Annotated in this window: 18 protein-coding genes and 1 pseudogene; 16 read left to right on the top strand and 3 right to left on the bottom strand. The window is 45.4% G+C overall.

Translation table 11 applies throughout. From position 1 onward, the window contains the following. Positions 1 to 119: 119 nt before the first annotated feature. Complete coding sequence (locus MHB82_RS06955; RefSeq protein WP_110821315.1) at positions 120 to 1,187, bottom strand: LacI family DNA-binding transcriptional regulator; 1,068 nt, start codon at positions 1,185 to 1,187, stop codon at positions 120 to 122. A gap of 465 nt (positions 1,188 to 1,652) precedes the next feature. Between MHB82_RS06955 and MHB82_RS06960 the strand changes: the two genes are divergently transcribed. From MHB82_RS06960 to MHB82_RS06985, 6 genes are all read left to right on the top strand, one after another. Continuing rightward, positions 1,653 to 2,588 carry an ABC transporter permease gene (locus tag MHB82_RS06960; RefSeq protein ID WP_341176600.1) on the top strand — a complete coding sequence of 312 codons (936 nt, stop codon included), beginning with the start codon at positions 1,653 to 1,655 and terminating at the stop codon, positions 2,586 to 2,588. 15 nt (positions 2,589 to 2,603) lie between these two features. Beyond that, positions 2,604 to 3,485, top strand: a complete 882-nt coding sequence (locus MHB82_RS06965) for a carbohydrate ABC transporter permease (RefSeq protein WP_341174235.1) — start codon at positions 2,604 to 2,606, stop codon at positions 3,483 to 3,485. A gap of 56 nt (positions 3,486 to 3,541) precedes the next feature. Next, positions 3,542 to 5,149: an ABC transporter substrate-binding protein gene (locus tag MHB82_RS06970; protein ID WP_095360564.1), complete on the top strand. Its 1,608-nt coding sequence runs from the start codon at positions 3,542 to 3,544 to the stop codon at positions 5,147 to 5,149. 33 nt (positions 5,150 to 5,182) lie between these two features. Beyond that, the gene (locus MHB82_RS06975; RefSeq protein WP_341174236.1) at positions 5,183 to 6,658 is read left to right on the top strand and encodes a glycoside hydrolase family 32 protein; all 1,476 of its coding nucleotides are present in this window, start codon (positions 5,183 to 5,185) and stop codon (positions 6,656 to 6,658) included. Between the two features lie 19 nt (positions 6,659 to 6,677). After that, complete coding sequence (locus MHB82_RS06980) at positions 6,678 to 7,574, top strand: ROK family protein (protein WP_341174237.1); 897 nt, start codon at positions 6,678 to 6,680, stop codon at positions 7,572 to 7,574. Between the two features lie 292 nt (positions 7,575 to 7,866). Next, positions 7,867 to 11,535 carry a GH32 C-terminal domain-containing protein gene (locus MHB82_RS06985; RefSeq protein WP_341174238.1) on the top strand — a complete coding sequence of 1,223 codons (3,669 nt, stop codon included), beginning with the start codon at positions 7,867 to 7,869 and terminating at the stop codon, positions 11,533 to 11,535. Positions 11,536 to 11,751: 216 nt separating this feature from the next. On the opposite strand, the gene MHB82_RS06990 is transcribed toward MHB82_RS06985, so the two are convergent. After that, the gene (locus tag MHB82_RS06990; protein WP_095360561.1) at positions 11,752 to 12,447 is read right to left on the bottom strand and encodes a MerR family transcriptional regulator; all 696 of its coding nucleotides are present in this window, start codon (positions 12,445 to 12,447) and stop codon (positions 11,752 to 11,754) included. Positions 12,448 to 12,601: 154 nt separating this feature from the next. Between MHB82_RS06990 and MHB82_RS06995 the strand changes: the two genes are divergently transcribed. Then, positions 12,602 to 13,090 (top strand): DUF6022 family protein, encoded by a 489-nt coding sequence (locus tag MHB82_RS06995; protein ID WP_110821312.1) that lies wholly within the window; start codon positions 12,602 to 12,604, stop codon positions 13,088 to 13,090. A gap of 61 nt (positions 13,091 to 13,151) precedes the next feature. Beyond that, the gene (locus tag MHB82_RS07000; protein WP_341174239.1) at positions 13,152 to 14,792 is read left to right on the top strand and encodes a DEAD/DEAH box helicase; all 1,641 of its coding nucleotides are present in this window, start codon (positions 13,152 to 13,154) and stop codon (positions 14,790 to 14,792) included. Positions 14,793 to 15,444: 652 nt separating this feature from the next. Here the strand turns inward: MHB82_RS07000 and MHB82_RS07005 are convergent. After that, positions 15,445 to 15,591, bottom strand: a pseudogene (locus MHB82_RS07005) (WGxxGxxG family protein); the annotation flags it as partial. A 380-nt stretch (positions 15,592 to 15,971) separates the two neighbouring features. Between MHB82_RS07005 and MHB82_RS07010 the strand changes: the two are divergent. From MHB82_RS07010 to MHB82_RS07045, 8 genes are all read left to right on the top strand, one after another. Next, a complete protein-coding gene (locus MHB82_RS07010; protein ID WP_445671252.1) occupies positions 15,972 to 17,594 on the top strand; it encodes a spore germination protein in 1,623 nt (540 codons plus the stop codon). A gap of 11 nt (positions 17,595 to 17,605) precedes the next feature. Further along, positions 17,606 to 18,832 carry a Ger(x)C family spore germination protein gene (locus MHB82_RS07015; RefSeq protein ID WP_341174241.1) on the top strand — a complete coding sequence of 409 codons (1,227 nt, stop codon included), beginning with the start codon at positions 17,606 to 17,608 and terminating at the stop codon, positions 18,830 to 18,832. A gap of 29 nt (positions 18,833 to 18,861) precedes the next feature. Beyond that, entirely contained in the window at positions 18,862 to 19,044 is a 183-nt protein-coding gene (locus MHB82_RS07020) for a hypothetical protein (protein ID WP_341174242.1), read from the top strand. Then, the gene (locus tag MHB82_RS07025; RefSeq protein ID WP_341174243.1) at positions 19,019 to 19,960 is read left to right on the top strand and encodes a GerAB/ArcD/ProY family transporter; all 942 of its coding nucleotides are present in this window, start codon (positions 19,019 to 19,021) and stop codon (positions 19,958 to 19,960) included. The genes MHB82_RS07020 and MHB82_RS07025 overlap by 26 nt, the downstream gene beginning before the upstream one ends. A 301-nt stretch (positions 19,961 to 20,261) precedes the next feature. Continuing rightward, positions 20,262 to 20,960, top strand: coding sequence for a response regulator transcription factor (locus MHB82_RS07030; protein WP_341174244.1), 699 nt, complete (start codon positions 20,262 to 20,264; stop codon positions 20,958 to 20,960). Positions 20,961 to 20,963: 3 nt separating this feature from the next. After that, positions 20,964 to 21,902, top strand: a complete 939-nt coding sequence (locus MHB82_RS07035) for a sensor histidine kinase (RefSeq protein ID WP_095360553.1) — start codon at positions 20,964 to 20,966, stop codon at positions 21,900 to 21,902. Between the two features lie 175 nt (positions 21,903 to 22,077). After that, complete coding sequence (locus MHB82_RS07040) at positions 22,078 to 22,992, top strand: ABC transporter ATP-binding protein (RefSeq protein WP_095360552.1); 915 nt, start codon at positions 22,078 to 22,080, stop codon at positions 22,990 to 22,992. Positions 22,993 to 23,000: 8 nt separating this feature from the next. Beyond that, a complete protein-coding gene (locus MHB82_RS07045; protein ID WP_341174245.1) occupies positions 23,001 to 23,699 on the top strand; it encodes an ABC transporter permease in 699 nt (232 codons plus the stop codon). Positions 23,700 to 23,701 lie beyond the last annotated feature (2 nt).

The following is a 23,701-nucleotide window of genomic DNA, read 5'->3' on the forward strand; positions in this document are numbered from 1 at the left end:
GAAAATAAAAAGAAGTGGACACCCATCAGATGGGTGTCCACTTCTTTTTGGTTCCAACTTACTCGCTCAGAGAACGCCATCAGATGCATTTTAACTCGACTATGGTACATTTCTCCATCTTATTTTCTGACAAGAGTCGGCTCGGCTGGCATGATGCCAGGTGTTGACTCCCTGATAATGGGCGCAGTCACAATATGCGAGACCTGATAAGGCTGTTCGGGGTTGTCCATTCGGGATAACAGCATTTCGGCTGCCTTAATCCCCATCTCGTTACTATAAATATGAACCGTCGTTAACGGAGGTTCAATAATTCTTGATTCAGGTGCGTTATCGAATCCACATACCACAATATCCTGTGGAACCGTTACCTCTCTTAATTTAAAAGCTCTGATTAGATCCACCGCAATGAAGTCATTGGCACACACATATGCGGAAGGGAACGACTCCAGTGCAGCTACTCGCTCCCTTATCCAACCAGGTTTGGAGAAGTACAGCTTATCATTGTCTGTAATGCAGTGGGATAGATCGACCTGCAATCCCGATTCCAACATCGCCCGGTGATATCCAGTCCATCGTTCGTTGAAGCTTTTACAGTGATTATAATCTCCTGCGAATCCGATACTTTTGTAGCCGCTATCAATTAATTTTTTGGTTAACTGATACGTGCTATGTTCATTCTCCATAAGCAGCAGATCCGCATGGAAATCCGGATAACAGATGTTGGCTGCACAATCGATAAAGACCGTCGGAATTCCCAGCTCTGTGATGAGGCGGGTATATTCCAGGTTGAATAACTCGATGCAGATGATGCCGTCCACTTTGGAAATATCAAAATTGTTAGGTAGGGTAAGGGCTTCTTCATCAACTTCACGAACGATATGAATGGACAGATTATAGCCCTCAGCACTAATTCTTTTCTCCAAACCGCTAATTAGCAGCGATCCAAAATGAGACGTATTAGGCAGGTTCTCTGTTAACAGGGCGATATTGCCCGGCGTTTTGCTCAGAACATGCTCACTTTCCATATAAGCAAACTGTTTATATCTTAATTCAATGGCTTTCTTAATCACCCGACTCCGTGTTTCTTCCGGGATGTTTCCGCTATCATTCAGTGCTTTGGAAGCCGTATTTCGGGAGATGCCCAAAGCATCTGCGATATCCTGTATCGTTACTTTCTCTTTTGCCATGTCGTGCCTCACCTCTATTGGTCAATTGATCGTCCCAAGTGTTTTCTAAGTCAAATGTATAATATATCGAAGCAAATAGCAATTGTAAATTTACAAATGCACAATTTATAATTGTTTTTGTCAATTTCGTATTTCGCATTCTTTATTTATTCGTCATTTAAGTTTACATCGTATACAACCAATGCAGAAACCTTTGTTACAGGATGAAATACGTTATATAACGGGCTTTTTTTGGATATTCATTCCGTTGAATCTACAATTAGAACAGAGTTATGCATAAAAAAGTGAAGCAAATGCACAATTATTTTTCACATTTTGTATTGACTACATGATACATATCCTGATAAATTGTAAAATATCAAATAAGCAATTGTAAATATTGAAAGCCCTTACTATGAGCAATTGTAAACTTTAATGATGAACGGGGGTCGTATGTTGGATAACACAGTAAACACCAATAAGAGGATGGGGAAGAGCCTCAAAGAGAGGAGTTCCATTTTTCATCCATTACAGCAGCTCAAAAAGAATTATTTCCTGTATGTATTGCTTGCGCCAGCTCTAATCCTGACACTGATCTTCAAATACATTCCGATGTATGGAGCCATCATCGCATTCAAGGACTTCAGTCCGATCAAGGGGATTATGGGCAGTGAGTGGGTGGGCTTGAAACATTTCGAGAAGTTTTTGGCTTCACCCAATTTTGATGTGATTTTTATGAATACGCTTAAGCTCAGCTTTTTCGGATTGATATTCAGCTTCCCGGTGCCTATTTTGCTGGCTCTCATGCTGAATCAGGTGCGCCAAGCTGCAGTGAAGAAGAACATTCAATTGTTTCTGTATGCGCCGAATTTTATATCCGTTGTCGTTGTTGTGGGCATGCTGTTCATCTTCTTATCGCCGACGGGTCCCATCAATCAATTGACCACATGGATTACAGGTCAGCCGATCATGTTTATGTCCGAACCCGAATATTTCCGCTGGATCTACATCTTGTCCGATATCTGGACGGGGGCAGGCTGGGCTTCAATCATTTACGTTGCGGCTTTGGCCAATGTCGATCCAGAGCTTCACAATGCGGCTAATCTGGATGGAGCCAATCTTCTTCAACGTATTCGTCACATTGACCTTCCGACCATCCGCCCGATTATGGCTATTGTGTTTATCCTTGCAGCTGGCGGAATTATGTCAATCGGATTCGAAAAGGCATATCTGATGCAGACATCCATGAACCTGCCGTCATCCGAAATTATTGCCACCTATGTGTATAAGGTCGGATTACAGTCCGGTGATTACGCCTATTCTGCGGCCGTAGGGTTGTTTAACTCCATCATTAACGTCATCCTGCTCGTCACCGTGAATCTGATTGTGAAGAAATTAAACGAAGGCGAAGGCCTTTACTAGAAAGGAGTACCACTCATGACTATCAAACCGACGGGGCTGGATCGTCTGATTCTCGCACTGAACGCCATCTTTCTCACCTGTGCTGTACTGGTTGTGGTCGTTCCTCTCATTTATATTGTTATCGCTTCCTTTATGGATCCAACCGTACTGCTTAATCAGGGCCTGTCCTTCAACGTATCCGACTGGAGTCTGGATGGTTATCAGATGATTCTGTCCAATCCAGCCATGATTCGAGGCTTCGCGAATGCGGTGCTGTACTCGGTTTCGTTTGCCTTCTTGACTGTGGCGGTTTCCATCTGTGCAGGTTATGCCTTGTCTGAGGAAAGGCTGGCGGGAAGAGGATTTTTCATGGTTATGTTTATCATTACGATGTTCTTCGGTGGCGGCCTCATTCCGACCTATCTGCTGGTGCGTAATCTCGGCATGCTGGATACCATATGGGCGATCATCATTCCGGGAGCGGTTAACGTATGGAACATCATTCTCTCCAGAACTTTTTTCAAAGGCGTACCCAGGGAGCTGAAAGAAGCTGCGAACGTGGACGGTGCTTCCGATATGAAGATTTTCTTTCAGATTGTCATTCCGCTATCCAAACCGATCATTTTTGTCCTTGCGCTGTACGCGTTCGTTGGGCAGTGGAATTCCTATTTTGATGCCATGATTTATTTGGATAATCCCAATCTTCATCCCTTACAGCTCGTTCTGCGTTCCATTCTGATCCAGAATCAGGCTGCCCCGGGCATGATCAGTGATCAGCTTGCCATGGCGGAGCTCAAACGGCTATCCGAGATGATTAAGTATTCTGCGATTGTCATTTCGAGTCTGCCGCTGATTATCATGTATCCGTTCTTTCAGAAGTATTTCGAAAAGGGTGTCATGGTAGGTTCACTCAAATAGTGAACAGCCTGAGATATCTTAAGTCAGATCCAACAATATAAAGTGGAGGTCACGTCATGAAAAAAGTGAAAAAGTCCAAAAGAGGCATTACATCGGTATCCCTTTCCATGTTGTCTGCTGTACTTCTGCTCACGGCCTGTGGTGGAGGAGGGGGCGGCGCAGCCAGTGAAGCCCAGTCTCCCGACGGGAAAGTTACACTGAACTTTATCACGCAGAGCTCGCCGCTGGCTCCGGCCGATCCGAACGAGAAACTGATTAACAAGCGACTTGAGGAAAAGACCAATGTGCATATCAACTGGAAGAACTATACGAGTGATGTGTTTGCCGAAAAGAGAAATCTGGCGGTAGCCAGCGGGGAGTTGCCCGATGCCATCTTTGACGCAGGTTACGGAGATTATGATCTTCTGAAACTGGCCAAGGACGGGGCCATCATCCCGCTCGAAGACTTGATCGAACAATACATGCCCAATTTACAAAAGGTGCTGGAGGAAGCTCCCGAATACAAGAGCATGATCACGGCACCGGATGGACATATTTACTCTTTCCCATGGATCGAGGAGCTGGGAAGCGGCAAGCAGCGGATACAAGCGGTGGATAATCTGCCTTGGATCAATGTGGAATGGCTGAATAAACTCGGACTGAAGATGCCGACGACGACCGAGGAATTGAAGGAAGTGCTGATCGCCTTCAAAACGCAAGATCCCAATGGAAATGGAAAAGCGGATGAAATTCCGTTGTCGTTCATCAACAAGCCGGGCGGAGAAGATCTGACATTTCTCTTTGCCGCATTCGGACTTGGGGAGAACTGGGACCATACCGTGGTAACGAACGAGGGGAAGGTCGTCTTTACGGCAGCGGATGAAGGGTACAAGGAAGCTGTGAAATATATCCATGAGCTTGTCCAGGAAGGTCTTGTGGATGTGGAAGCCTATCAGCAGGATTGGAATACGTATCTGGCCAAAGGCAAGGACCATAAATACGGCATGTATTTCACATGGGATAAGGCCAACATTACGGGAATGAATGACACGTATGATGTTTTGCCTCCGCTTGCCGGTCCGGATGGAGAGAGAAATGTTACGAGAACCAATGGGATCGGACTCGATAGAGGACGTATGGTTATCACGAGCAGCAATAAAAATCTGGAATCCACAGCGAAGTGGGTAGACCAGCTGTACGATCCGCTCCAATCGATCCAAAACAACTGGGGAACGTACGGGGATGAAACGCAGCAAAATATTTTTGAATTCGATGAAGCCAAAGGCATGTTGAAGCATTTACCGCTGGAAGGGGCTGCGCCTGTTGAACTTAGACAAAAAACAAGCATAGCCGGACCACTGGCGATTCTAGACAGTTACTACGACAAATACACGACCAAACCGGAAGATGCTGCATGGCGCATGGAGCTTCTGGATCGGGTCATGGTTCCGCATATGAAAGCGGAAAACGTCTATCCAAGTGTATTTTTCTCCATTGATGAGCTCGACCGACTGTCTACCATTGAAACCGACCTGTTCGCCTATGTACTGCGCATGCGCACGGAATGGTATCAAAACGGGAAAATCGAGCAGGAATGGGATGCCTATTTGAAAGAGCTGGATCGTCTTGGACTGCAGGAATGGCTTCAGATCAAACAAGCGGGATATGACCGCAATACGAAATAAAAATAACAGTGTATTTCAAAGGAGAGAACCTACATGTCTACCATTTCAACAACCGATTACCGAGGTGCTTATCATTTCTCGCCGAACGAGAAGTGGATGAATGATCCCAATGGGATGGTGTATTTCAAAGGCGAGTATCACCTGTTCTATCAACATCACCCGTTTGGTACCACGTGGGGACCGATGCATTGGGGGCATGCCGTGACCAAGGATCTGTTCACCTGGGAAGAGCTTCCTGTGGCTATGGCGCCGGATGAACACGGCATGATCTTTTCAGGTAGTGCTGTGGTGGATTGGAATAATACTTCCGGCTTCTTTGATGAGGAACCAGGACTGGTGGCGATATTCACGCATCACCTGGAAGTGCCGAACGATCACCCGATTCAGCGGCAGAGCATTGCGTACAGCAAGGACAATGGCCGCACATGGAACAAATATGAGGGCAATCCGGTACTGGAGCATGAGTCTTATGTCGATTTCCGTGATCCCAAGGTGTTCTGGCACGACCAGAGCAAGGAATGGGTGATGATCATTGCCTGTGGTCAGACAGTATGCTTGTACCGCTCTCCCAATCTGAAAGATTGGACACTCGGCAGTGAATTCGGCACAGGCATCGGTTCACATGACGGCGTGTGGGAATGTCCTGATCTCTTCCCGCTGGCGGTGGATGGGGACCATGGGCATGAAAAGTGGGTCATGCTTGTCAGCATTGGTGCAGATCCTGCGTTCAAGGAAGGCTCGCGAACGCAGTACTTTATCGGAGATTTTGATGGGTCGACGTTTGTTCCGGATGAAGCTTCCCGCACGGTTCGCTGGATTGACCATGGGCGGGACAACTACGCAGGAGTCAGTTGGTCAGACATTCCGGCTGAAGATGGCAGACGCCTGTTTATGGGCTGGATGAGCAACTGGATGTATGCCAACCAAACGCCAACCGAAGGTTATCGCGGCGCGATGACGATTGCTCGGGAGCTTACTTTGGCAACGATAGAAGGTAAAGTCACATTAGTTCAGCGTCCAGCCCGTGAGATGGAGCAAGCCCGGAAACCGATATTGACCTTGCACAACGTTTCTGTCCAAGAGGCGAGGAAACATCTTAGCAAGCTGCAGCTGGTGAGCTATGAAGTCGATGCGCAATGGGAAACGGAGCAATCCGTTCAATTTACCTTGAGAAGCAGCGCCAGTCATCAAACGCTCGTTGGTGTAGACGCGAATCAGCGTGAGGTGTACGTCGATCGCAGTCGATCAGGCATCGTTGATTTCCATGAGCATTTCCTGGGCCGTCACACAGCAAGTGTTCAGGGCGGGGGTCAACATTTGCGTATCTATGTGGATTCTTCTTCGGTTGAGGTATTTGCGAGTGACGGTCAGGCCGTTATTACCGACCTGATCTATCCGGATGCAGAGGCTGCGCGAATTACGGTTGATGCCGATCAGGAAGATATGGTCTTCTCTGCTCTTCACATCTACGAATTGTCTCCTGTTAAGGTGGAAGCCCATGAGAAATAAAGAGAAGGAGGGCAGGTAGATGCGTATAGGTGCGATCGAAGCGGGCGGAACGAAGTTTGTATGCGGAATAGGCAACGAACAAGGTCATATGGAAGAATGGTGCAGTTTTCCGACGGAACATCCCGAGATTACACTCGCCAAGGTGAGCGACTATTTCAGAGATAAAGGGGTGGTGGCTATCGGCATTGGTTCCTTTGGTCCGATCGATCTGAAGCCGGATAGCCTTACTTACGGTTACATTACCACAACTCCGAAGTCCGAATGGGAAAACTGCAATGTGGTGGGAATCTTGAAGCGTGAATTCCCTGTTCCCTTCGGGTGGGATACGGATGTGAATGCTGCTGCTCTGGGGGAAGTCACATGGGGAGCTGCGCAGGGCTTGGATAACTGTGTGTATTATACGATTGGCACAGGTGTTGGCGTTGGAATTATTGCTGGAGGAAAAAGAATACACGGATTGCTGCATCCAGAGGGTGGACACATCCGAACGAGGCGGCATCCGCAGGATCACTTTGCCGGCTTATGCAAGTATCATGGGGATTGCCTGGAGGGTCTGGCTGCAGGTCCAGCTATCGAAGCCCGCTGGCAGACACCCGGCAGCGAGCTGCCGACCGACCATCTGGTATGGGAGATCGAATCCTTTTATATTGCCGAATCCGTTACGACGTCCATCCTGCTGCATTCACCGCAGAAGATCATTTTGGGCGGTGGTGTCATGCAGCAAATGCATCTGTTTCCCATGATTCGGGAACAGGTTGTACACAATCTCCATGGTTATGTGAATGTGCCTGAATTGCTGCAGCACATCGACCAATATATTGTTCCACCAGGATTGGGACAACACGCGGGTTTATACGGTGCGCTTGCCTTAGGCATCGAAGCACTTAATCAAGTCAAGACTGATTCAGCGGTATAATTGTAATCCACATGTTCGAGGAAGGACGGAGCAAATCGCTTAAAAGACTGATTCAGTTGTTTAAGGGAATGCACGTCCTTTCTTTGTTTTTCTATATCACACAGAGAAATGAGGGATATTCTTGAGATTCATGTTAAGGTCCATTAGCTGCGTCCTGTTATCCTGTGTCCTTGGTTCCACTTCTGGGGAAGCTTATTCAACAACTACTCATCTGGATAAGATTACGATGCAGCAGAGTACGGCATCATCCAAGAGTCCAGAATCTCAAACTCAACATACGGAGGCGGTTCCGATGAAAATGGACGTGTCCAGGGCAGCAACGAATTTGTCCGGTTGGACATTGCATGGTAAAGGTAATTTTGAAGATACAAATGAAGGACTTCATTTGATTTCCGAAGAGAAGGAGAATGTGACTGTCCTATCGGACACGCGGGCCGAAGATTTTATTTATGAAGCGGATCTGTTAATACAGGATATGAAGGCAGATGCCAGTCTTGTTTTCCGTTCCAATGATACGGGGTGGTCTTCCTATATGCTGCAAGTGGTTCCTCAGGCTGGTCTGATTCGTTTAAAGGATGCCAGTGGCAAGCCAGGTACGTTGTTGGAGGAGTACTCGGCAACCGTGGAGTCTGGCGGAATTTATCATTTGAAAGTAAAAGCAGTTGGCGAGAGGCTGCAGGTGTATTGGGATGGCGGGTACGACCCGGTGATTGATGTGAAAGACAGTGCGTATGTATCAGGGATGCTGGGGCTCCATGTGTGGGATGGATCAGGCTTGTTCCAAAATGTGAAGATCAGTACCATGGGTGGAAATTTGGGTAACCCCGTTTACAGTGAAGGCAACTGGCAGCCGGATATCCAGGGATATCGGGGCAAAGGAAATGCGCAAGAGGAAACGCGGATCATATACGAGAAAACAGCGGGGGATTTTGTATTTGAGGGGGATATATCGTTGGCCGATACGAGCTTCGCAGCTCTACTATTCAGGTCGAATACAGACGGGACAAAGGGATACAAAGCGGCACTTCGTAAAGAAGGAGAAGAGGTTCGGGTACAGCTGAAAATGGCAAATGGAACGATTCTTGCGAATTCGGATCGTACATACCCGAGTCAACCGGAAGCAAAGCATCATATCGAAGTGGTGACCTCAGGTCGCCTGATTCAGGTGTATGTGGATGGATATGCAGCACCGGCTGTGGAGGTTATGGATTCAAGTTATGCCGAGGGGTATGCCGGACTTGAAGTAAAACAGGGCGTGGCCTATTTTCAAGATACGTATATCACGGAAAATTCGATGTATTATACGGAAAAATATCGTCCCCAATATCATTACTCTCCGATTCGAGGGTCCGCAAGTGATCCGAACGGATTGGTTTATTACGAAGGGGAGTATCACTTATTTCATCAGGACGGAGGGACATGGGCCCATGCAGTCAGTACGGATCTTGTAAAATGGAAGCGTTTACCTATTGCGCTGCCATGGAATGATCTGGGTCATGTATGGTCGGGTTCAGCGATTTCGGATCTGAACAACGCATCCGGCCTGTTCTCGGATTCCGGTGGCAAAGGTCTGATTGCATACTATACGTCGTACCATCCGGGTAAGCCTGGTGGCAATCAGCGTATCGGTCTCGCATACAGTACGGATCAAGGCCGGAACTGGCAATACGCTGAAGACCATCCGATTGTAATCGAGAACCCAGGCCAAAATGGCGAAGACCCGGGGAGTTGGGACTTTAGGGATCCGAAGGTCGTTCGGGATGAAGAGCACAACCGCTGGATCATGGTGGTTTCTGGTGGGGACCATATCCGGTTTTTTACCTCAACGAATCTGCTTGATTGGACATTAACCGATAACTTCGGATATGGGGAATACATTCGCGGAGGGGTATGGGAGTGTCCCGACCTGATTCAGCTGCCAGTAGAGGGGACGGATGAGCGCAAGTGGGTGCTTATGATCAGTACCGGAGCTAATACGAAGACGCAAGGATCGGATGCGGAATACTTTGTTGGCGAGCTGACGGCGGAGGGGAAATTCCTGAACGACCATCCTGCCGGGAAAGTGCTGAAGACGGATTTCGGCAAGGAATTCTATGCGTCGATGTCATTTGCGAATATGCCGGATCAGCGGAAAGTGATGCTTGCGTGGATGACGAACTGGGATTATCCATTTGATTTCCCGACGAACCCTTGGAAAGGGCAATTGACTATTCCGAGAGAAGTTTCTCTCCGAGCAACAGATGAGGGTGTACGACTGGTACAAAAGCCTGTTATCGAACTTGAGACACTCCGGCAAAACCTGTACAGTGCGGAGCAGTTAATGGTCGGGCCGCAATCGCAGAATGTGCTCAAGGGTCTGGCTGCGGGTGCATACGAGATTGAAGCAGAAGTGGAAATTCCGGCAAACAGTCCCGTTACTGAGTTTGGTTTTCACCTGCGTCAAAGGGAAGGACAACAAACGACCGTGGGCTATAAGACGGAGAAAGAGACGATGTTCGTGGATCGCACCGCTTCGGGAGACGTAGGTTTCTCAGGCTTATTGACCAAAGTACACGAAGCTGCGCTACAACCTGAAAACGGGAGGATTAAGCTGCGAATATTTGTCGATGAATCTTCCGTTGAAGTGTTTGGCAATGAGGGCAGAAAGGTTTTTTCGGATGTGATTTTTCCGGATCCGGCTGGAAGGTCGATGGCGTTCTACAGCCTGGGCGGAAATGTAAAAGTGGTCTCCATGAATGTATATGCCTTGGATAATATCTGGAGAAAAGGCATGTCCTCCGCTCCAAAGATTATTGCAGATACGCAGAGAAGAGTAGCGAATGTGGGTCATACTGAAACCCTCTACGCTTCGACTGAGGGCGGACCAGGAAAAGGGGCCCAACCGTTAAAATGGACCGTGAGTAATCCTAAAGTGGTGAAAATCGTTGATTCTGGCAAAACGCATGCTGCGATTCGTGCTGTAGGCAAGGGGGAAGCTTGGGTGACGGCTTCCATGGCTAACGGCAAAGCTTCTGCCAAAATACCGATAACGGTAACGGATGGCATATTCCACACGAATTTATCCGGTTGGCAGAAGGATCGACCATCTGCCCAGTGGTATGTTACGGACGAAGGCATACAGGGCACTGACCGCAGTGATTCCCAATATATTGCCCGAGAGACTGCTGGAGACTTCCGATATGAGGCTGACTTGCAACTGGATGCTGAGGGAGGAGCAGGTTCCATTCTGTTTCGGGCAAGCGAGGATGGACGAAGTGGTTATTATCTGAATGTTGATCCCAACCTGAAGGCGATTCGCCTGTTTTATAAAGTGGACGGAAAGTTCGAGAATCGGCAGGTACTAGCCCGCATTCCAAAATTCATTCGGGGTAATCAGACTTACCATATCCAGATTCAGGCGAAGGGAACTCGTATTCAGGTGGATCTGGACGGTGAACGGATCATGGATGTTCAAGATGGTACGTTTGCCGAGGGACACTTCGGTGTGCATACGTTTGGAGGCAGTGCGTCTTTCCAGCATGTGAATGCATTTGACATGAAAAAAGCAGCTCTGGAGACCGTGATCATTCGGAGTGCAGAACTTCCTGTTGCCCTACAAGCGACGCAATCCCAAGCAGGCGAGGTTGTGAAAGCTGGCACCGAGAAGGATGGTGAAGAATCAAGTTATACTTGGATACTTGTGCCTACCGGTGATGATTCCGGTTCTTACTCCATCCGTACCGTCAGCGGGGTGTCATTGGATTGGGATGTCGGTCAGAATCGGATTCAGCTCTATCCATATCTCGGGTATCCCAATCAACGCTGGAACATTTCCAAAAACGATGATGGGACGGTAAGCATTACAAGTGTTCACAACGGCAGTGCGCTCCGTGTATCGGAAGATGGAACCAAGCTGATGATGGAAGACTTCCTTGCTGAGGATAAGTATCAAAAATGGACTTTGGAAAACAAAGTGCAATAACCGTGGTGTTCTGGAGAAATTAAAAGTAACAGACTCATCCGACTCCATCCGGTGTTGATCTGCGCCATGAACATCTGAATAATGAGACATGTGGAAGAGGACTGCACGTGAAGTGTAGTCCTCTAACTGTAAATTCTGGCATTTGTAGTGTAGCTACAATGGTATTGGAGCTCAGTGAGCTGACTCGCATCGTCCGCGAACGATCGCCCATTTTTCTTAAATATCTAGTGATCGGATCAATTGATGCAAGTAGTAAAGACCTATCATCTGATGTTTAATTGTATTGTTCAGGTGATTTCGGATCCTCTCTGCAACCTTAATTCCCTGCTCGAGGTTTTGGATTTCTAAACGTGCAATTGATTGTTTTAATTTTACGGTCTCCTCGGAATAAACAGAACTTTGCAATATCTGGATCATTTTAATCTTAAGCAGGTGCGATTCATTATACAGACGGTATTCGTTATCAGTGTCACGTTCAGTAGTGAACAGGCCGCTTTTCTCCCAGTAACGTATCGCTGATTTAGGGACCCCTGTCCGTCTAGAGACCTCGTGGATGCGGAAACGCTGATTGAAGTCGTAAGCTTGGCTTCCGTCAGCATATGAATTCAACTCCTCTACCAGTTGATCTAAACTCGCTTTTTCCTCATACAGTTTGACCTCCCTTTCCCTAACGACCCACAATGCTTCTTCCAACTCATTTCTTTGGAGAGCATGCAGCACCACGGTTGTTACTTCCATTCCGAAAGCAGGCGCCATGGCTTGAATACAGGCCAGATAGATCTCATGCCGTTCCGTATACATGCGATATCCATTGGCAGAACGCTCAGCAGGAGGGATTAGCTCCTTCGCTTCGTAGTTTCTCAAAGTGTTAGCGCTTATCATAAATTTATTCGCCAGTTTTTTTGGTCCCATTCTTGTGAATCCCGCCTTTCAGGAAGAAGACATTAAACCTATTGTAACGTTTATTTGTATTTTTGTTGATTTTATTTGTCCATTTCGAAGAAAACATTCCAATTGGCTTGTATGTTGTATGATGAAGTCAAACTCAAATCAAGGAGGAATAAGAATGACACTTCATCCAGTATTCCGTTGCGACATGACAATCGAAGAGATTGCCCAGGTGGGCAATCAGTATATTGAATCGGCATGGAAGCCTTTGTACGACTCGTTACACGATCAACTCATGGTCGCTTTTCGTGAGATCGAGGATGCTGCCTATGGCCTGTATTTAGACCAGCTGATGCCTGTGATTTTTGATAGCCTTGAGGAGGCCGGCTTTGAAGTAATGGAACCCCTTGAGGACCATGATTTTGTTATCGGAAAATGTCTACTATTTAGAAATTCGCTTGAAAAGTGGGGATCAGAGGAAAAGAGGTCCAGGTTATTTTGGAATGTTGTACGTAGTAAAGAAAGTCAACAACCTATGGGGACCTTATTAACGGAAATTCCTCATTCTCATCTGAAGTTTGAGATTCCTACAGCACCTGTACTCTTTTCGTTGAGGGAATTTGAGAGGGAACAGATCGTGCAAGGAATCCGACTCATCAAGGGATAGATAGAGGGGATCAGGAAAGAAACCAATATCGGCATATAATGATCGTTTGGAAGGTGGGTAAATGGGAACGATGTACGGAAAAATCGAACTGGTGAGCGGTAGGTGGAAATTAAGTGGAGTCCATCCACATGTCTCCCTTCGCTTGAAGCAGCTATTTCCACGCGTAGCAATGAAACAAATGGGCACTTTTTGGTTTTCAAACAGATCGAATAACTGTGTGGATCTTGCCTGGTTTATTCAGCGATATCCGATGGAGATACGTTCGGAAGACAGAGCTAAACTTTTGCGTGGCCACGATAAGTTCTTTGAGACAAAAGCGTATCTGGAACAGATACTCACTCCTGATTATGATCCCATTCTGCGCCCGGGACTGAAACCTGGACAGAAGATTCGCCATTATCAATCGCAGGCAATCGATCTGTGTTTAGAACGCCGTTCTCTACTCCTCGGTGATGATCTGGGTCTTGGAAAAACGTACACAGCGGCTGGCATGTTGCTGGAACCGGACACCCATCCTGCTGCTGTTGTCGTTCAGGCCCATCTTCAAAACCAATGGAAAGAGAAGATTGAATCCTTCACCGAACTTATTGTTCATAAAATCGAAAGAACACGACCGTATTTGCTCCCCGATGCAGATGTGTATTTGTTCAAATATAGCCAGCTTGCCGGTTGGAAGAACTTCTTTGCAGATGGCCACTTCCAATGTGTCATTTATGACGAAATTCAAGAACTTCGAACCGGTCTCACAAGTAATAAAGGCGAGGCCGCGAAAATGTTGTCCGATGGCGCAGAATTTCGGTTGGGTCTTTCGGCAACACCGATTTACAACTACGGTACCGAGATCTGGAATGTATTACAATTTCTCGACCCCGACCTATTGGGAACCTATTCAGAGTTTATTCGGGAATGGTGCCATAGTGATCGGAAAGTACATGACCCGGTTGTGCTAGGCAGTTTCCTACGTGAGCAGAATGTCATGCTCCGGCGGACGAAAAGCGAGGTTGGCCAACAATTGCCCCCGATCAACCAGATCGTTAAAGTGGTAGAGCCCGATCTACTTAAGTTAAAAACGATAAGAGCTCAAGCAAAACAACTTGCCTTAAGAGCTTCCCAAGGGACATATCTGGAACGTGGTTCAGCAGCACGTGAACTGGAGCTTTTGATGAGACAGACAACGGGTGTGGCTAAAGCAGCGGGTATTGCCCAATATGCCAAGCGTTTGTTAGAGGCAGGTGTCCCCCTGCTTCTTGTCGGATGGCATCGGGATGTTTATGAAATATGGCTTAAGGAATTGACAAACCATTGTCCAGCTATGTATACAGGCAGTGAGTCGGATATACAGAAGGCTGAATCCGTCAGGCGGTTTGTTCAAGGGGAAACGAATGTATTCATATTATCGTTGCGTAGTGGTGCAGGGTTGGACGGTTTGCAGTACCGCTGTTCAACTATATTGTTCGGAGAGTTGGATTGGTCGCCTAAGGTACACGAGCAAATCATTGGTCGATTAAACAGGGAAGGACAAAAGGAGAAAATCACAGTAGTCTACTTAAATTCAGAGGAAGGTTCTGATCCCGTCATGCTAAACGTATTAGGCGTCAAGCAATCACAATCGGACAAGATAATCGACCCTCACGACTTATCGATTACAAAGCCGATTCAGAATTTTAACAAGACTCAATTGCTTATCAATCAGGTCCTATAAAGGAATTGTGAACTTTCGTAAGGGGCAGGTTAGTGCAGCAGTTAAACGTTATTTTGTTCAACTAATGGGCAGGATAGAATAATAAATTATCTTCATTTAGTAAAAACTACCCTTAAGAATCAGGGGACGAGGGTATCAAAAGTGAAAAAATTAATCGGATCGTTGCTAACAGTCATCATTATATTGGTGACAATTCAGTCCGTTTGTGCAAAGCCAAACGCTGAACCAATGAAACGGCTTGTACTTACTTTGTTAGCTCCAAAAATACAGGAACAAATTAACCACTACTACAAAAATAAATTAACTGTATCGCCTACGTTTACCCTTCCCATGATTTAGCGGAACGATAGTTCCACAAAAGAGAAGATCTATTCAAAATCCCACATGGAGTAGGATTTTGTTTATATTGATATGTATATCTTGTGATCAAAAGATACTTTATGTTTTTGATTCATTACGGTGATCCGTATCATAGGTAGAAGTACAGAACATTTAACTAACGGGAAACATTAGTACAATAAGAAAATGGTAGTCAGGACAATGCTAGTGCATGTCTAAGAACTATTTCCATTTTTATAGTAGTGGCGAGTCTAAAACGAATTCACCTTATCTATTAAAAAGGAGCTGACTATGTCAGCCCCTTCGGTCTGAATTATCGTTTATCTGTTGTCCGGGTTACATGAACATCCCGATCGCGTCTCTTTAAGCCCGCCAAGCCAGCTAATCCGAGTAGACCTAGCAGACCCCTATTACCATGATCTCCATCTTCGTCATCGTTGTCTGTGGTTTGTGTCTGAGTCGTACTCGCCGCGTTACCGGTACTTACACTCTAGTTTTTCTTATGTTGCTGACTATTAACTAACCAAGGTTAAGCAAAATGAACCGATTTTCTATTTTTTAGATTTTAGTAAAAAATTTCAATAATCTCTATGCCATTATTTATCGTTGTAAGGGTAGGTATGTAACTTGTAAATAAAATAATAAACAATCAGTGATATGCTCCCCGATCGGCTGACAGGTGAAATAACATAGCTGTTTTCGTGAGGGGAGCATTTTTATCTACATAACAGAACGTAGTAGAAGCACATAACAAAAACTGAATTTTGCTCAAGGTATGCCAAGGTGTATAAATACAAACATATGGAAGCATATTACCAATTGAGCGCTACTCAGAGGGGAATGTGTTTTGTGATTCAAAAGGTTATAAATTGGCTGTTTAAGCAGGAATCAAGAACCAATAAGAATGTTCACGCTTCTGAACAAGGCAATAGCAAAAATACGCCTGACTCATCTAGGCTATTGAGTTGTTCGCTCGAAAATAACCTGACCATATTGAAACAGAGAATGGGACATAGTACGGATTTCATTGTCCGTAGTTGGAATACCGAACAGGGAGATACAGCTCTAGCTGCAAGTTATATTGATGGCTTGATTGATCAGCAGCTTTTAACGAAGCTTTTGGAAGATCTCACGGAAGACGTTCGAAGTGGATCCATCCAGAGTGCCGGAACTTGGTTGGTGGATTACGCTCCTATTGGTAGTATAACCTGCCTTGAGAACGAAGAAGAATTAATTAATGCAATTCTTAATGGTCAGGTTGCACTTATCGTCGAAGGTAACTCAAAGGCCTTCGCCGCCTCCATTAGCGGCGGGGCTAAGAGGGCTGTCGAAGAGCCAACTTCACAGACGGTAGTTAGGGGGCCTAAAGAGGGATTCACTGAGGATATTTCCACCAACATAGCACTCCTCAGGAGAAGGATCAAATCAACTGATCTTAGCATTGACTCTAGGAGTATAGGAGAATATACCCAGACAAAGGTATCGGTGGCCTATATTAAGGGAATTGCTGATCCGAATGTAGTGAGGGAAATTTCCAAACGCTTGGATTCTATTAAAACCGATAGTATTTTGGAAAGTGGATACATTGAGGAGTATATTCAGGATGGTGTTTGGTCTAGATTTCCCACCATTTTTAATACGGAGCGGCCGGATGCCGTTGCAGGCAGCTTACTTGAAGGACTAATCGCAATATTCGTTGATGGAACCCCATTCGTCTTGGTTGCGCCCGTAACTTTTTTTCGGTTTATTGCATCTAGTGAAGACTACTACCAGCGTTATGACTTGGCAACATTTCTTCGATTTATCCGTACGGCATCATTTTTCCTTGCATTGCTGCTGCCGTCGTTTTTTATTGCTACAACGACATTTCACCAGGAAATGTTACCAACCACACTTCTGATTACCTTAGCTGCACAGAGGGAAAATACACCATTGCCAGCACTACTCGAGGCAATAATCATGGAACTAACCTTCGAGGTTATCCGCGAAGCGGGAATTAGGATGCCCCGAGCAATCGGGCCGGCCATCTCCATCGTTGGGGCATTGGTTCTGGGACAAGCTGCGGTTCAGGCGGGATTAGTTTCTGCTGCTATGGTAATCGTGGTTTCCTTTACAGCCATCTGTAACTTTGTGCTTCCTTCTATTAATATGGCTGGTGCTATTCGTTTGCTTCGCTTTGCACTCATGCTGCTGGCGGGTACTTTTGGTTTATATGGCGTACTGGCTGGATTGATTCCCATACTCGTTCGGTTAGTATCTCTGGACTCGTTCGGCGTACCTTATATGATGCCGCTTGCACCCTTTAATAAAAGTAATATGAAAGATTTGTTAGTGCGTGTACCTTGGTGGAAGATGAAGAAGCGACCAGTAATGATTGGTGATTCCAATCTTATGAGGCAATCAACGGGACAGGAATCATTTGCTGAACAGGCAGGCGAACATGACCGAGATCCTATGGCGTAAGGAGGTATCATATGGTTCGTTCAATCAGGTATATCATGATCGTCGTCTTGTTATTTGGTCTGACAGGTTGCTGGAACCGAGCCGAACTTAACGAGTTATGGGTAACCGCGGCTACGGGAGTTGACACGTCGGATGACGGTCAATGGATCGTATCTTATCAGATTATTGTTCCTTCAGCTATTGCCAGTGGCACCGGAGGAGGATCAGGTGGGTCTTCCCAACCGGCATCCTATGTATTCTCTGTCAAGGCAAAAACGTTTAACCAGGCTTGGTCGTACAGCACGATGGAGTCGTCAAGACGAATTTACATAGCACATAACCGTGTTATATATATTGGAAAAAAAGCTGCAGAGAAGGGATTAGAACATCTAGTCGATTTCTATCTACGCAATACGGAAGCTAGAGAATTGGTAACTATGGTTACAACCGACGGTCTTGCTTCAGATATATTAAAAAAAATAATGCCTCCTGAGAAGCTTCAAGGGGCTGCTATGCATGATTTGATTGACAATGAGAGTGATATTCTATCCGTTTACCCTAAGGTCAGGGTCTATGACTTTGTATTAAGCATGAACTCCGATTCTAGGTCCATTGGCATACCGGTTGCTAGCTTGGTGGGGGAAAAGAACCAAGAGAATGAAAAGGAAGCAGAGGGTTTGGATGTGCTCAAAAAAACTTCAACTCCGCTAAAGCTTAGGTTAACTAAATTAGCCGTTTTTCAAAACGGAAAGCTTAAGGGTTTTCTTAATGAGGAACAGGGGCTGGGGGTATCCTACCTTTCTCAAAAGATTAAAAATACCGAAATTTCTTTTCCATGTAGCGAACAGTCCGGCAGGGAATTGTATTCTTCTTTAAGAGTTAATTCAGCGGATGTAAAGCTTCGGCCCGGAAAGAGCGGTTATCATTACACTATGCAAGTAAAAGTCAAAGTTAATGGAACTTTAATTGATACCACATGCACGAAAGATATTTCCCTAACGCAGACCATAAGAGATATGGAAGGTGAGATATCCAAAGAAGTAACCAGAGTGATAAAGGAAGGGTGGAGTAGACTTCAGGAACTTGGTGTGGATGCAGCTGGATTTGCTGATCAGATTCATCGTAAATTCCCTAGGGACTGGAGGACAGTGAAGAAAGATTGGGACCAGGAGTTTAAAAAGATGGAACTGGATATTCAAGTTGATGCACGGATTCGGCGTCCGGGACTCCAACAAAGACATATTGGTAGTAAAACCTAATCCATATTTAATGAAAGGGTTTATAATGAATGAGCAAAACTGTTACCCGGGTATCCGGGTTGGTGATCGCCTTTTCCCTGTTTCAAGTCGGCAGTACAACTTTATTTCTATTGGGTGCTACAGCCAAGCAGGACGCCTGGCTCGCTATGATGATCACGGTCGCTCGGTGGCTTCGTATTGCTTATGATGTACCTGTTCATTCACAAACTTGACCCACAGCGGGATTTATACGAACTCCTCCGGTATTATTGGGGGAAGTGGATTGGCAGCCTGGGTGGTCTGCTGTTCATCGGTTACTTTACTTATGAAGCCTCCAGAAGTATCAGAGATATAGGCGAACTTGGTACATTGACATTGCTGAATCAAACTCCTACGGCAGTTGTTACATTAATAGCGTTAGGTGTCTGCGCTGATGTCGTGCGCTTTGGGCCTAGGGTCTGGTTTCTTTTATGCCATATATTTCTGCTTTTGATGATCCTTGGCTACGGTGCTATCTTGGTATTGGTTCCTTTTACGGGGCTGATTCACCTGGATTTTTTATTCCCTGTATTAGAGAACGGCATAGCTCCCGTTGTGGAAGCGGCCATTCCTGAAATTATATCATTCCCGTTCGGTCAGACAGTACTATTCCTCGTGCTGTTTAAGCTTATTAAAGATAAAAGTAAGCTAAAGCGGTCTATAATGATTGCCTACGGGATCACTGCTGTCTTCCTGATCATAATGAATGAGTTATCGGTGCTTGTTCTTGGCCCAGAGTTCGCAGCTTCAAGCACATATCCATTGTTTGAAGTTACTCAACTTATTGAGGTTCCGAAAATTATTGAGCGAGCAGATGTCTTGTTTACAATGATTCTATTTATTGGAATCGGGGTTAAAACAGCTGGTTTTATGTTTGGAGCCGTCATTGGGTTACAAACGATAACCCCTTTTAGATATAAGCCCGCGTTACTCTTGCTAAGCCTAATTATTTATGGTTTAACGTTTCTCTCACCAAGGTTAACCGAATTCTTATGGCTCGGCCTTCATCTAGCTTTAGTTAAAATCTGGCCTGTTTTTCAAATTGCTCTTCCTGCGCTCCTTTTCTTAACGATATTGATCCGAAAGAAGATAAGAAAGAAGCATAGTTAGCAGGAGGTGGTAAGTTAAACAAAGACACGCAAACATCTGGATGCAGAAATTGGCCAGTATTATGGTACAATGGCAAATTCGATTACATACATGGCATTAAAAATCCGCGGAATCCGCGGATTTATTTGTTTCCTGATCAAGCCATTTACCCGTATGACGAGGGAGGTTTTTTCTGTAATTTCATAATCCACATTGATCACTAGAATATTCCAATTTGTGCTAAAATCGAAAGCAGGCTATTGGTTTTGGGATGTAATTGAACCGTGAAATGAATCAGAGCATGCTCAGGAGGTCTTAGGATATGGAAAAACGCATTCTGCTCGTTGAGGACGACTACGATATCAATCAGTTGATTGAAAGCCAGCTAAAACAGGATCACTATAGCGTTGCATCGACACGCGACGGTGAGGAAGCACTCGCACTTTTTCAAAAAGAGAAATTCGATCTGATCTTGCTCGATTTGATGCTCCCCAAGGTCAACGGCATGGAGTTGCTCAAACATTTCCGAGAGACCAGCAAAGTTCCTGTCTTGATTATTTCTGCGAAAGGCAGCGACCTAGACAAGGCCATGGGCCTTGGGTTTGGCGCTGATGATTATATAAGCAAGCCTTTCTCCATGATCGAATTGACAGCCAGGGTTCAGGCGGCCATTCGGAGGGCAACGTTATACGCGGAAACGGAAAGCAAATCTGCTGAGCCTCCCGTTATTACGTTTAAGGATCTCATTCTGGAATTGCATTCGTTCTCCGTAAAAGTAAAAGGAAAACGCATACCGCTCACCGCCAAGGAATTCCATATCCTGAAACTGTTTCTAACCAATCAAAGGAGGGTGTTCACCAAGGAGCAAATCTATCAACTTATTTGGGAAGAAGATTATTACGGGAATGAGAACGTAATTAATGTACATATCCGGAGACTCCGGGAGAAAATCGAAGAGGACCCGTCAGCCCCACAATACATTCGGACGATTTGGGGAATCGGATATAGAATGGGGGATTAATACATGGTCCTTCTTCTATCCGTCATTATTGCCGTGTTGGTTGTAATTATCGGAGGGCTATTTCATAGAGAAAAGAAGCGAAATCTAAGCATCCTGGAGATTACGAATAAAATATCCGATATTTTGGACCAGGAAACGGCCGAGAAAGTGTTAGTGCCCACAAGCGACCGTGCCATTAGGCAGTTGCTCACTCAGATTAACCGTCTGCTGGATAACAAACAGAAGGTATTTGCGGATTATGCCAGAACGAAGGACAGCCAAAAGAAAATGATCTCGAACATGTCTCATGATTTAAAGACGCCGCTAACGGTCATTCTCGGCTACACGGAGAAACTGAATCATAAGAATGTGTTAACCGCTCAAGAAGAAGAGCAAGTTATTCAACGGTTGAATAATAAAGTAAACAGTCTGATCACTTTGCTTAACCAATTTTTCGATCTTGTCAAAATCGAGTCGGAGGATTATGATATTCCGCTTAGCAAAATATCATTGAGCGAAGTTTGCCGGAACAGCGTTCTTGAGTTTTACGACCTGCTGGTCTCCAGAGATCTTCGGGTTGAGATAGACATTCCGGAGCTGCCCTTTTATTTTCATGGTAACAAGGATGCGCTGCATCGAATATTGAGCAATCTAATTTCAAATTCCATTCGGTATGGAAGCGACGGGGGTGTGTTCGGATTGACGGTTCGTGAAGAAGGGGACTGCGTTGCCGTAGACGTGTGGGACCGGGGCAAAGGAATTGCAGAAATTCATCAGGAACGCGTATTCGAAAGACTTTATACCCTGGACGATGCACGAAATCCACAATTTCAGGGAAGCGGGCTGGGACTCAGTATTTCCAAGCGTCTAACCGAAGAAATGAACGGATGGATCAGTTTGAGCAGCTCGGAGCCGTACAAAAAGACCATTTTCACTTGCAAATTCAAGCAATTAACCTACTAGCGATTCATCCAAGAGATGTTGTTCTTTTCTTCAACGTCTCTTTTTTATTTCACCCGCACTCTCGATTCATTCTTAAGAAACATGTAAGGAACGGGAAAGGAATAAGTCCATTCTCTGGTCTAAGCTAGAGATAAATAACAATGAAATCAAATTGTGAACACAGGTGGTGGTCCTCATGAATTTCATTATTCAAACTACGGATCTGAGCAAAACCGTAAAAGGGAAGTCCATTGTATCGCGCGTCAATCTAAATGTAAGAAAGGGCGAGATTTATGGTCTGTTGGGTCCTAACGGCGCAGGTAAAACAACGATCATGAAGATGCTGACGGGACTCATTCTTCCGACATCCGGTGCGATTATGCTGTTTGGCAAGAAATTTTCTGAAACCTCGAAGGAGGGCCTCAAGAGGGTCGGGAGCATTATTGAATATCCAATATTTTTCGAGCACATGACGGCCATGGAGAATCTCCAAATTCATTGCGAATACTTGGGTTATTACGATAAGAGAGCTATACGTCAAGCTCTGGATCTGGTCCAATTGGAAGGGATCGAAGATAAAAAGGTGAAGGATTTCTCGCTTGGCATGAAGCAGCGTCTTGGCATTGCCAGAGCCGCCATCACCAAGCCGGAATTAATCGTGCTGGATGAACCCACGAACGGACTGGACCCGATAGGCATTAAAAACATGAGGGATTTGATCCGAACGCTGAACCAGGAATATGGGATTACGTTTATCCTGTCCAGCCATATTCTGGGGGAAATTGAGCAGGTCGCCGATAGAATCGGCGTCATTCAAAGCGGGCAGTTGGTCGACGAAGTCACATTATCCGACATTCGAAGACAGCGTACCGGCTATATTGAACTTTTGACCTCTAATGTGCAGAAATGCGCCTTTATACTTGAGGATGAGCTTCGAATATCCAATATCAAAATTGTACAAGATCAACGAATTCGAGTTTATGATCCGGACGTATCGACCAGTCAAATTACAAAGCTGCTGATTGCGCATGAGATTGAAATTGAAGAAATCCAAAAAGTTAACAGTACACTGGAAGACTATTTCTATCATCAAATTCAGGGAAAGGAATGATACCGGATATGCTGAAATTAATCGAGCTGGAATGGAAGAAGCTTGAACGTAAGAAAGTGATCGGTGAAGCGATAACGTACTGGCTTATACTCATGTTCTTGCCGATATTTTTTCTCAAGGTTGTTTTTGCTGATATGCCAATCGTTCGTTTTGGAGAGAGTTATGCTGCGGCGCTGGACTTGATGATAGCTATTCAGATGGGGTTTATTTTGTTCGGAGCTTCCCTGATCAATCACGTATTTATTGAAGAATATAAGAATAAGACGATAGCTCTTTCATTTGGATACCCATTCAGCCGAAAAAGGCTTGTTATGGCCAAGGTGCTGTTTATTGTGTTGGCGGTTTTTATCGGTACTCTGGTATCCTTTGGAGTTAGCGGTATTACGACCTTTGCGCTCAACCAGGTTATGGATGTTATTCCAGGGACGCCAACGGCAGCTGACCTGACGAATTATGTGATCCGAATGATTATACACTCCTTCGCCGCCGCGCTTGCCTCTTTAATTCCGTTATTTTTGTTTGGAATTTGGAAGAGGGCAGTCATCCCGACAGTCATTTGTGCCGTCTTCCTGATGCAGTTTCCTAATTTTCTCGGCCTGCTGCGAATCACTTTGAGTCCGGACTTTCTATATATCATTTTCAGTATATTGGGTGTGTTAAGCGTCATTTTATCCGTAAAGTTCGTAAATAAACTGGGGGATATGTAACG

It is taken from the genome of Paenibacillus sp. FSL K6-2862 (assembly GCF_038005125.1).
Classification (GTDB): domain Bacteria; phylum Bacillota; class Bacilli; order Paenibacillales; family Paenibacillaceae; genus Paenibacillus; species Paenibacillus illinoisensis_A.

Coding starts and splice junctions, on each gene's coding strand:
- MHB82_RS07010 (WP_445671252.1), top strand. CDS start 15,972: ATGTGTTTTGTGATTCAAAAGGTTATAAATTGGCTGTTTAAGCAGGAA.
- MHB82_RS07020 (WP_341174242.1), top strand. CDS start 18,862: ATGAGCAAAACTGTTACCCGGGTATCCGGGTTGGTGATCGCCTTTTCC.
- MHB82_RS06970 (WP_095360564.1), top strand. CDS start 3,542: ATGAAAAAAGTGAAAAAGTCCAAAAGAGGCATTACATCGGTATCCCTT.
- MHB82_RS06995 (WP_110821312.1), top strand. CDS start 12,602: ATGACACTTCATCCAGTATTCCGTTGCGACATGACAATCGAAGAGATT.
- MHB82_RS06985 (WP_341174238.1), top strand. CDS start 7,867: ATGAAAATGGACGTGTCCAGGGCAGCAACGAATTTGTCCGGTTGGACA.
- MHB82_RS06955 (WP_110821315.1), bottom strand. CDS start 1,187: ATGGCAAAAGAGAAAGTAACGATACAGGATATCGCAGATGCTTTGGGC.
- MHB82_RS06975 (WP_341174236.1), top strand. CDS start 5,183: ATGTCTACCATTTCAACAACCGATTACCGAGGTGCTTATCATTTCTCG.
- MHB82_RS06960 (WP_341176600.1), top strand. CDS start 1,653: ATGGGGAAGAGCCTCAAAGAGAGGAGTTCCATTTTTCATCCATTACAG.
- MHB82_RS06980 (WP_341174237.1), top strand. CDS start 6,678: ATGCGTATAGGTGCGATCGAAGCGGGCGGAACGAAGTTTGTATGCGGA.
- MHB82_RS06990 (WP_095360561.1), bottom strand. CDS start 12,447: ATGGGACCAAAAAAACTGGCGAATAAATTTATGATAAGCGCTAACACT.
- MHB82_RS07040 (WP_095360552.1), top strand. CDS start 22,078: ATGAATTTCATTATTCAAACTACGGATCTGAGCAAAACCGTAAAAGGG.
- MHB82_RS07035 (WP_095360553.1), top strand. CDS start 20,964: ATGGTCCTTCTTCTATCCGTCATTATTGCCGTGTTGGTTGTAATTATC.
- MHB82_RS07000 (WP_341174239.1), top strand. CDS start 13,152: ATGGGAACGATGTACGGAAAAATCGAACTGGTGAGCGGTAGGTGGAAA.
- MHB82_RS07045 (WP_341174245.1), top strand. CDS start 23,001: ATGCTGAAATTAATCGAGCTGGAATGGAAGAAGCTTGAACGTAAGAAA.
- MHB82_RS06965 (WP_341174235.1), top strand. CDS start 2,604: ATGACTATCAAACCGACGGGGCTGGATCGTCTGATTCTCGCACTGAAC.
- MHB82_RS07025 (WP_341174243.1), top strand. CDS start 19,019: ATGTACCTGTTCATTCACAAACTTGACCCACAGCGGGATTTATACGAA.
- MHB82_RS07030 (WP_341174244.1), top strand. CDS start 20,262: ATGGAAAAACGCATTCTGCTCGTTGAGGACGACTACGATATCAATCAG.
- MHB82_RS07015 (WP_341174241.1), top strand. CDS start 17,606: ATGGTTCGTTCAATCAGGTATATCATGATCGTCGTCTTGTTATTTGGT.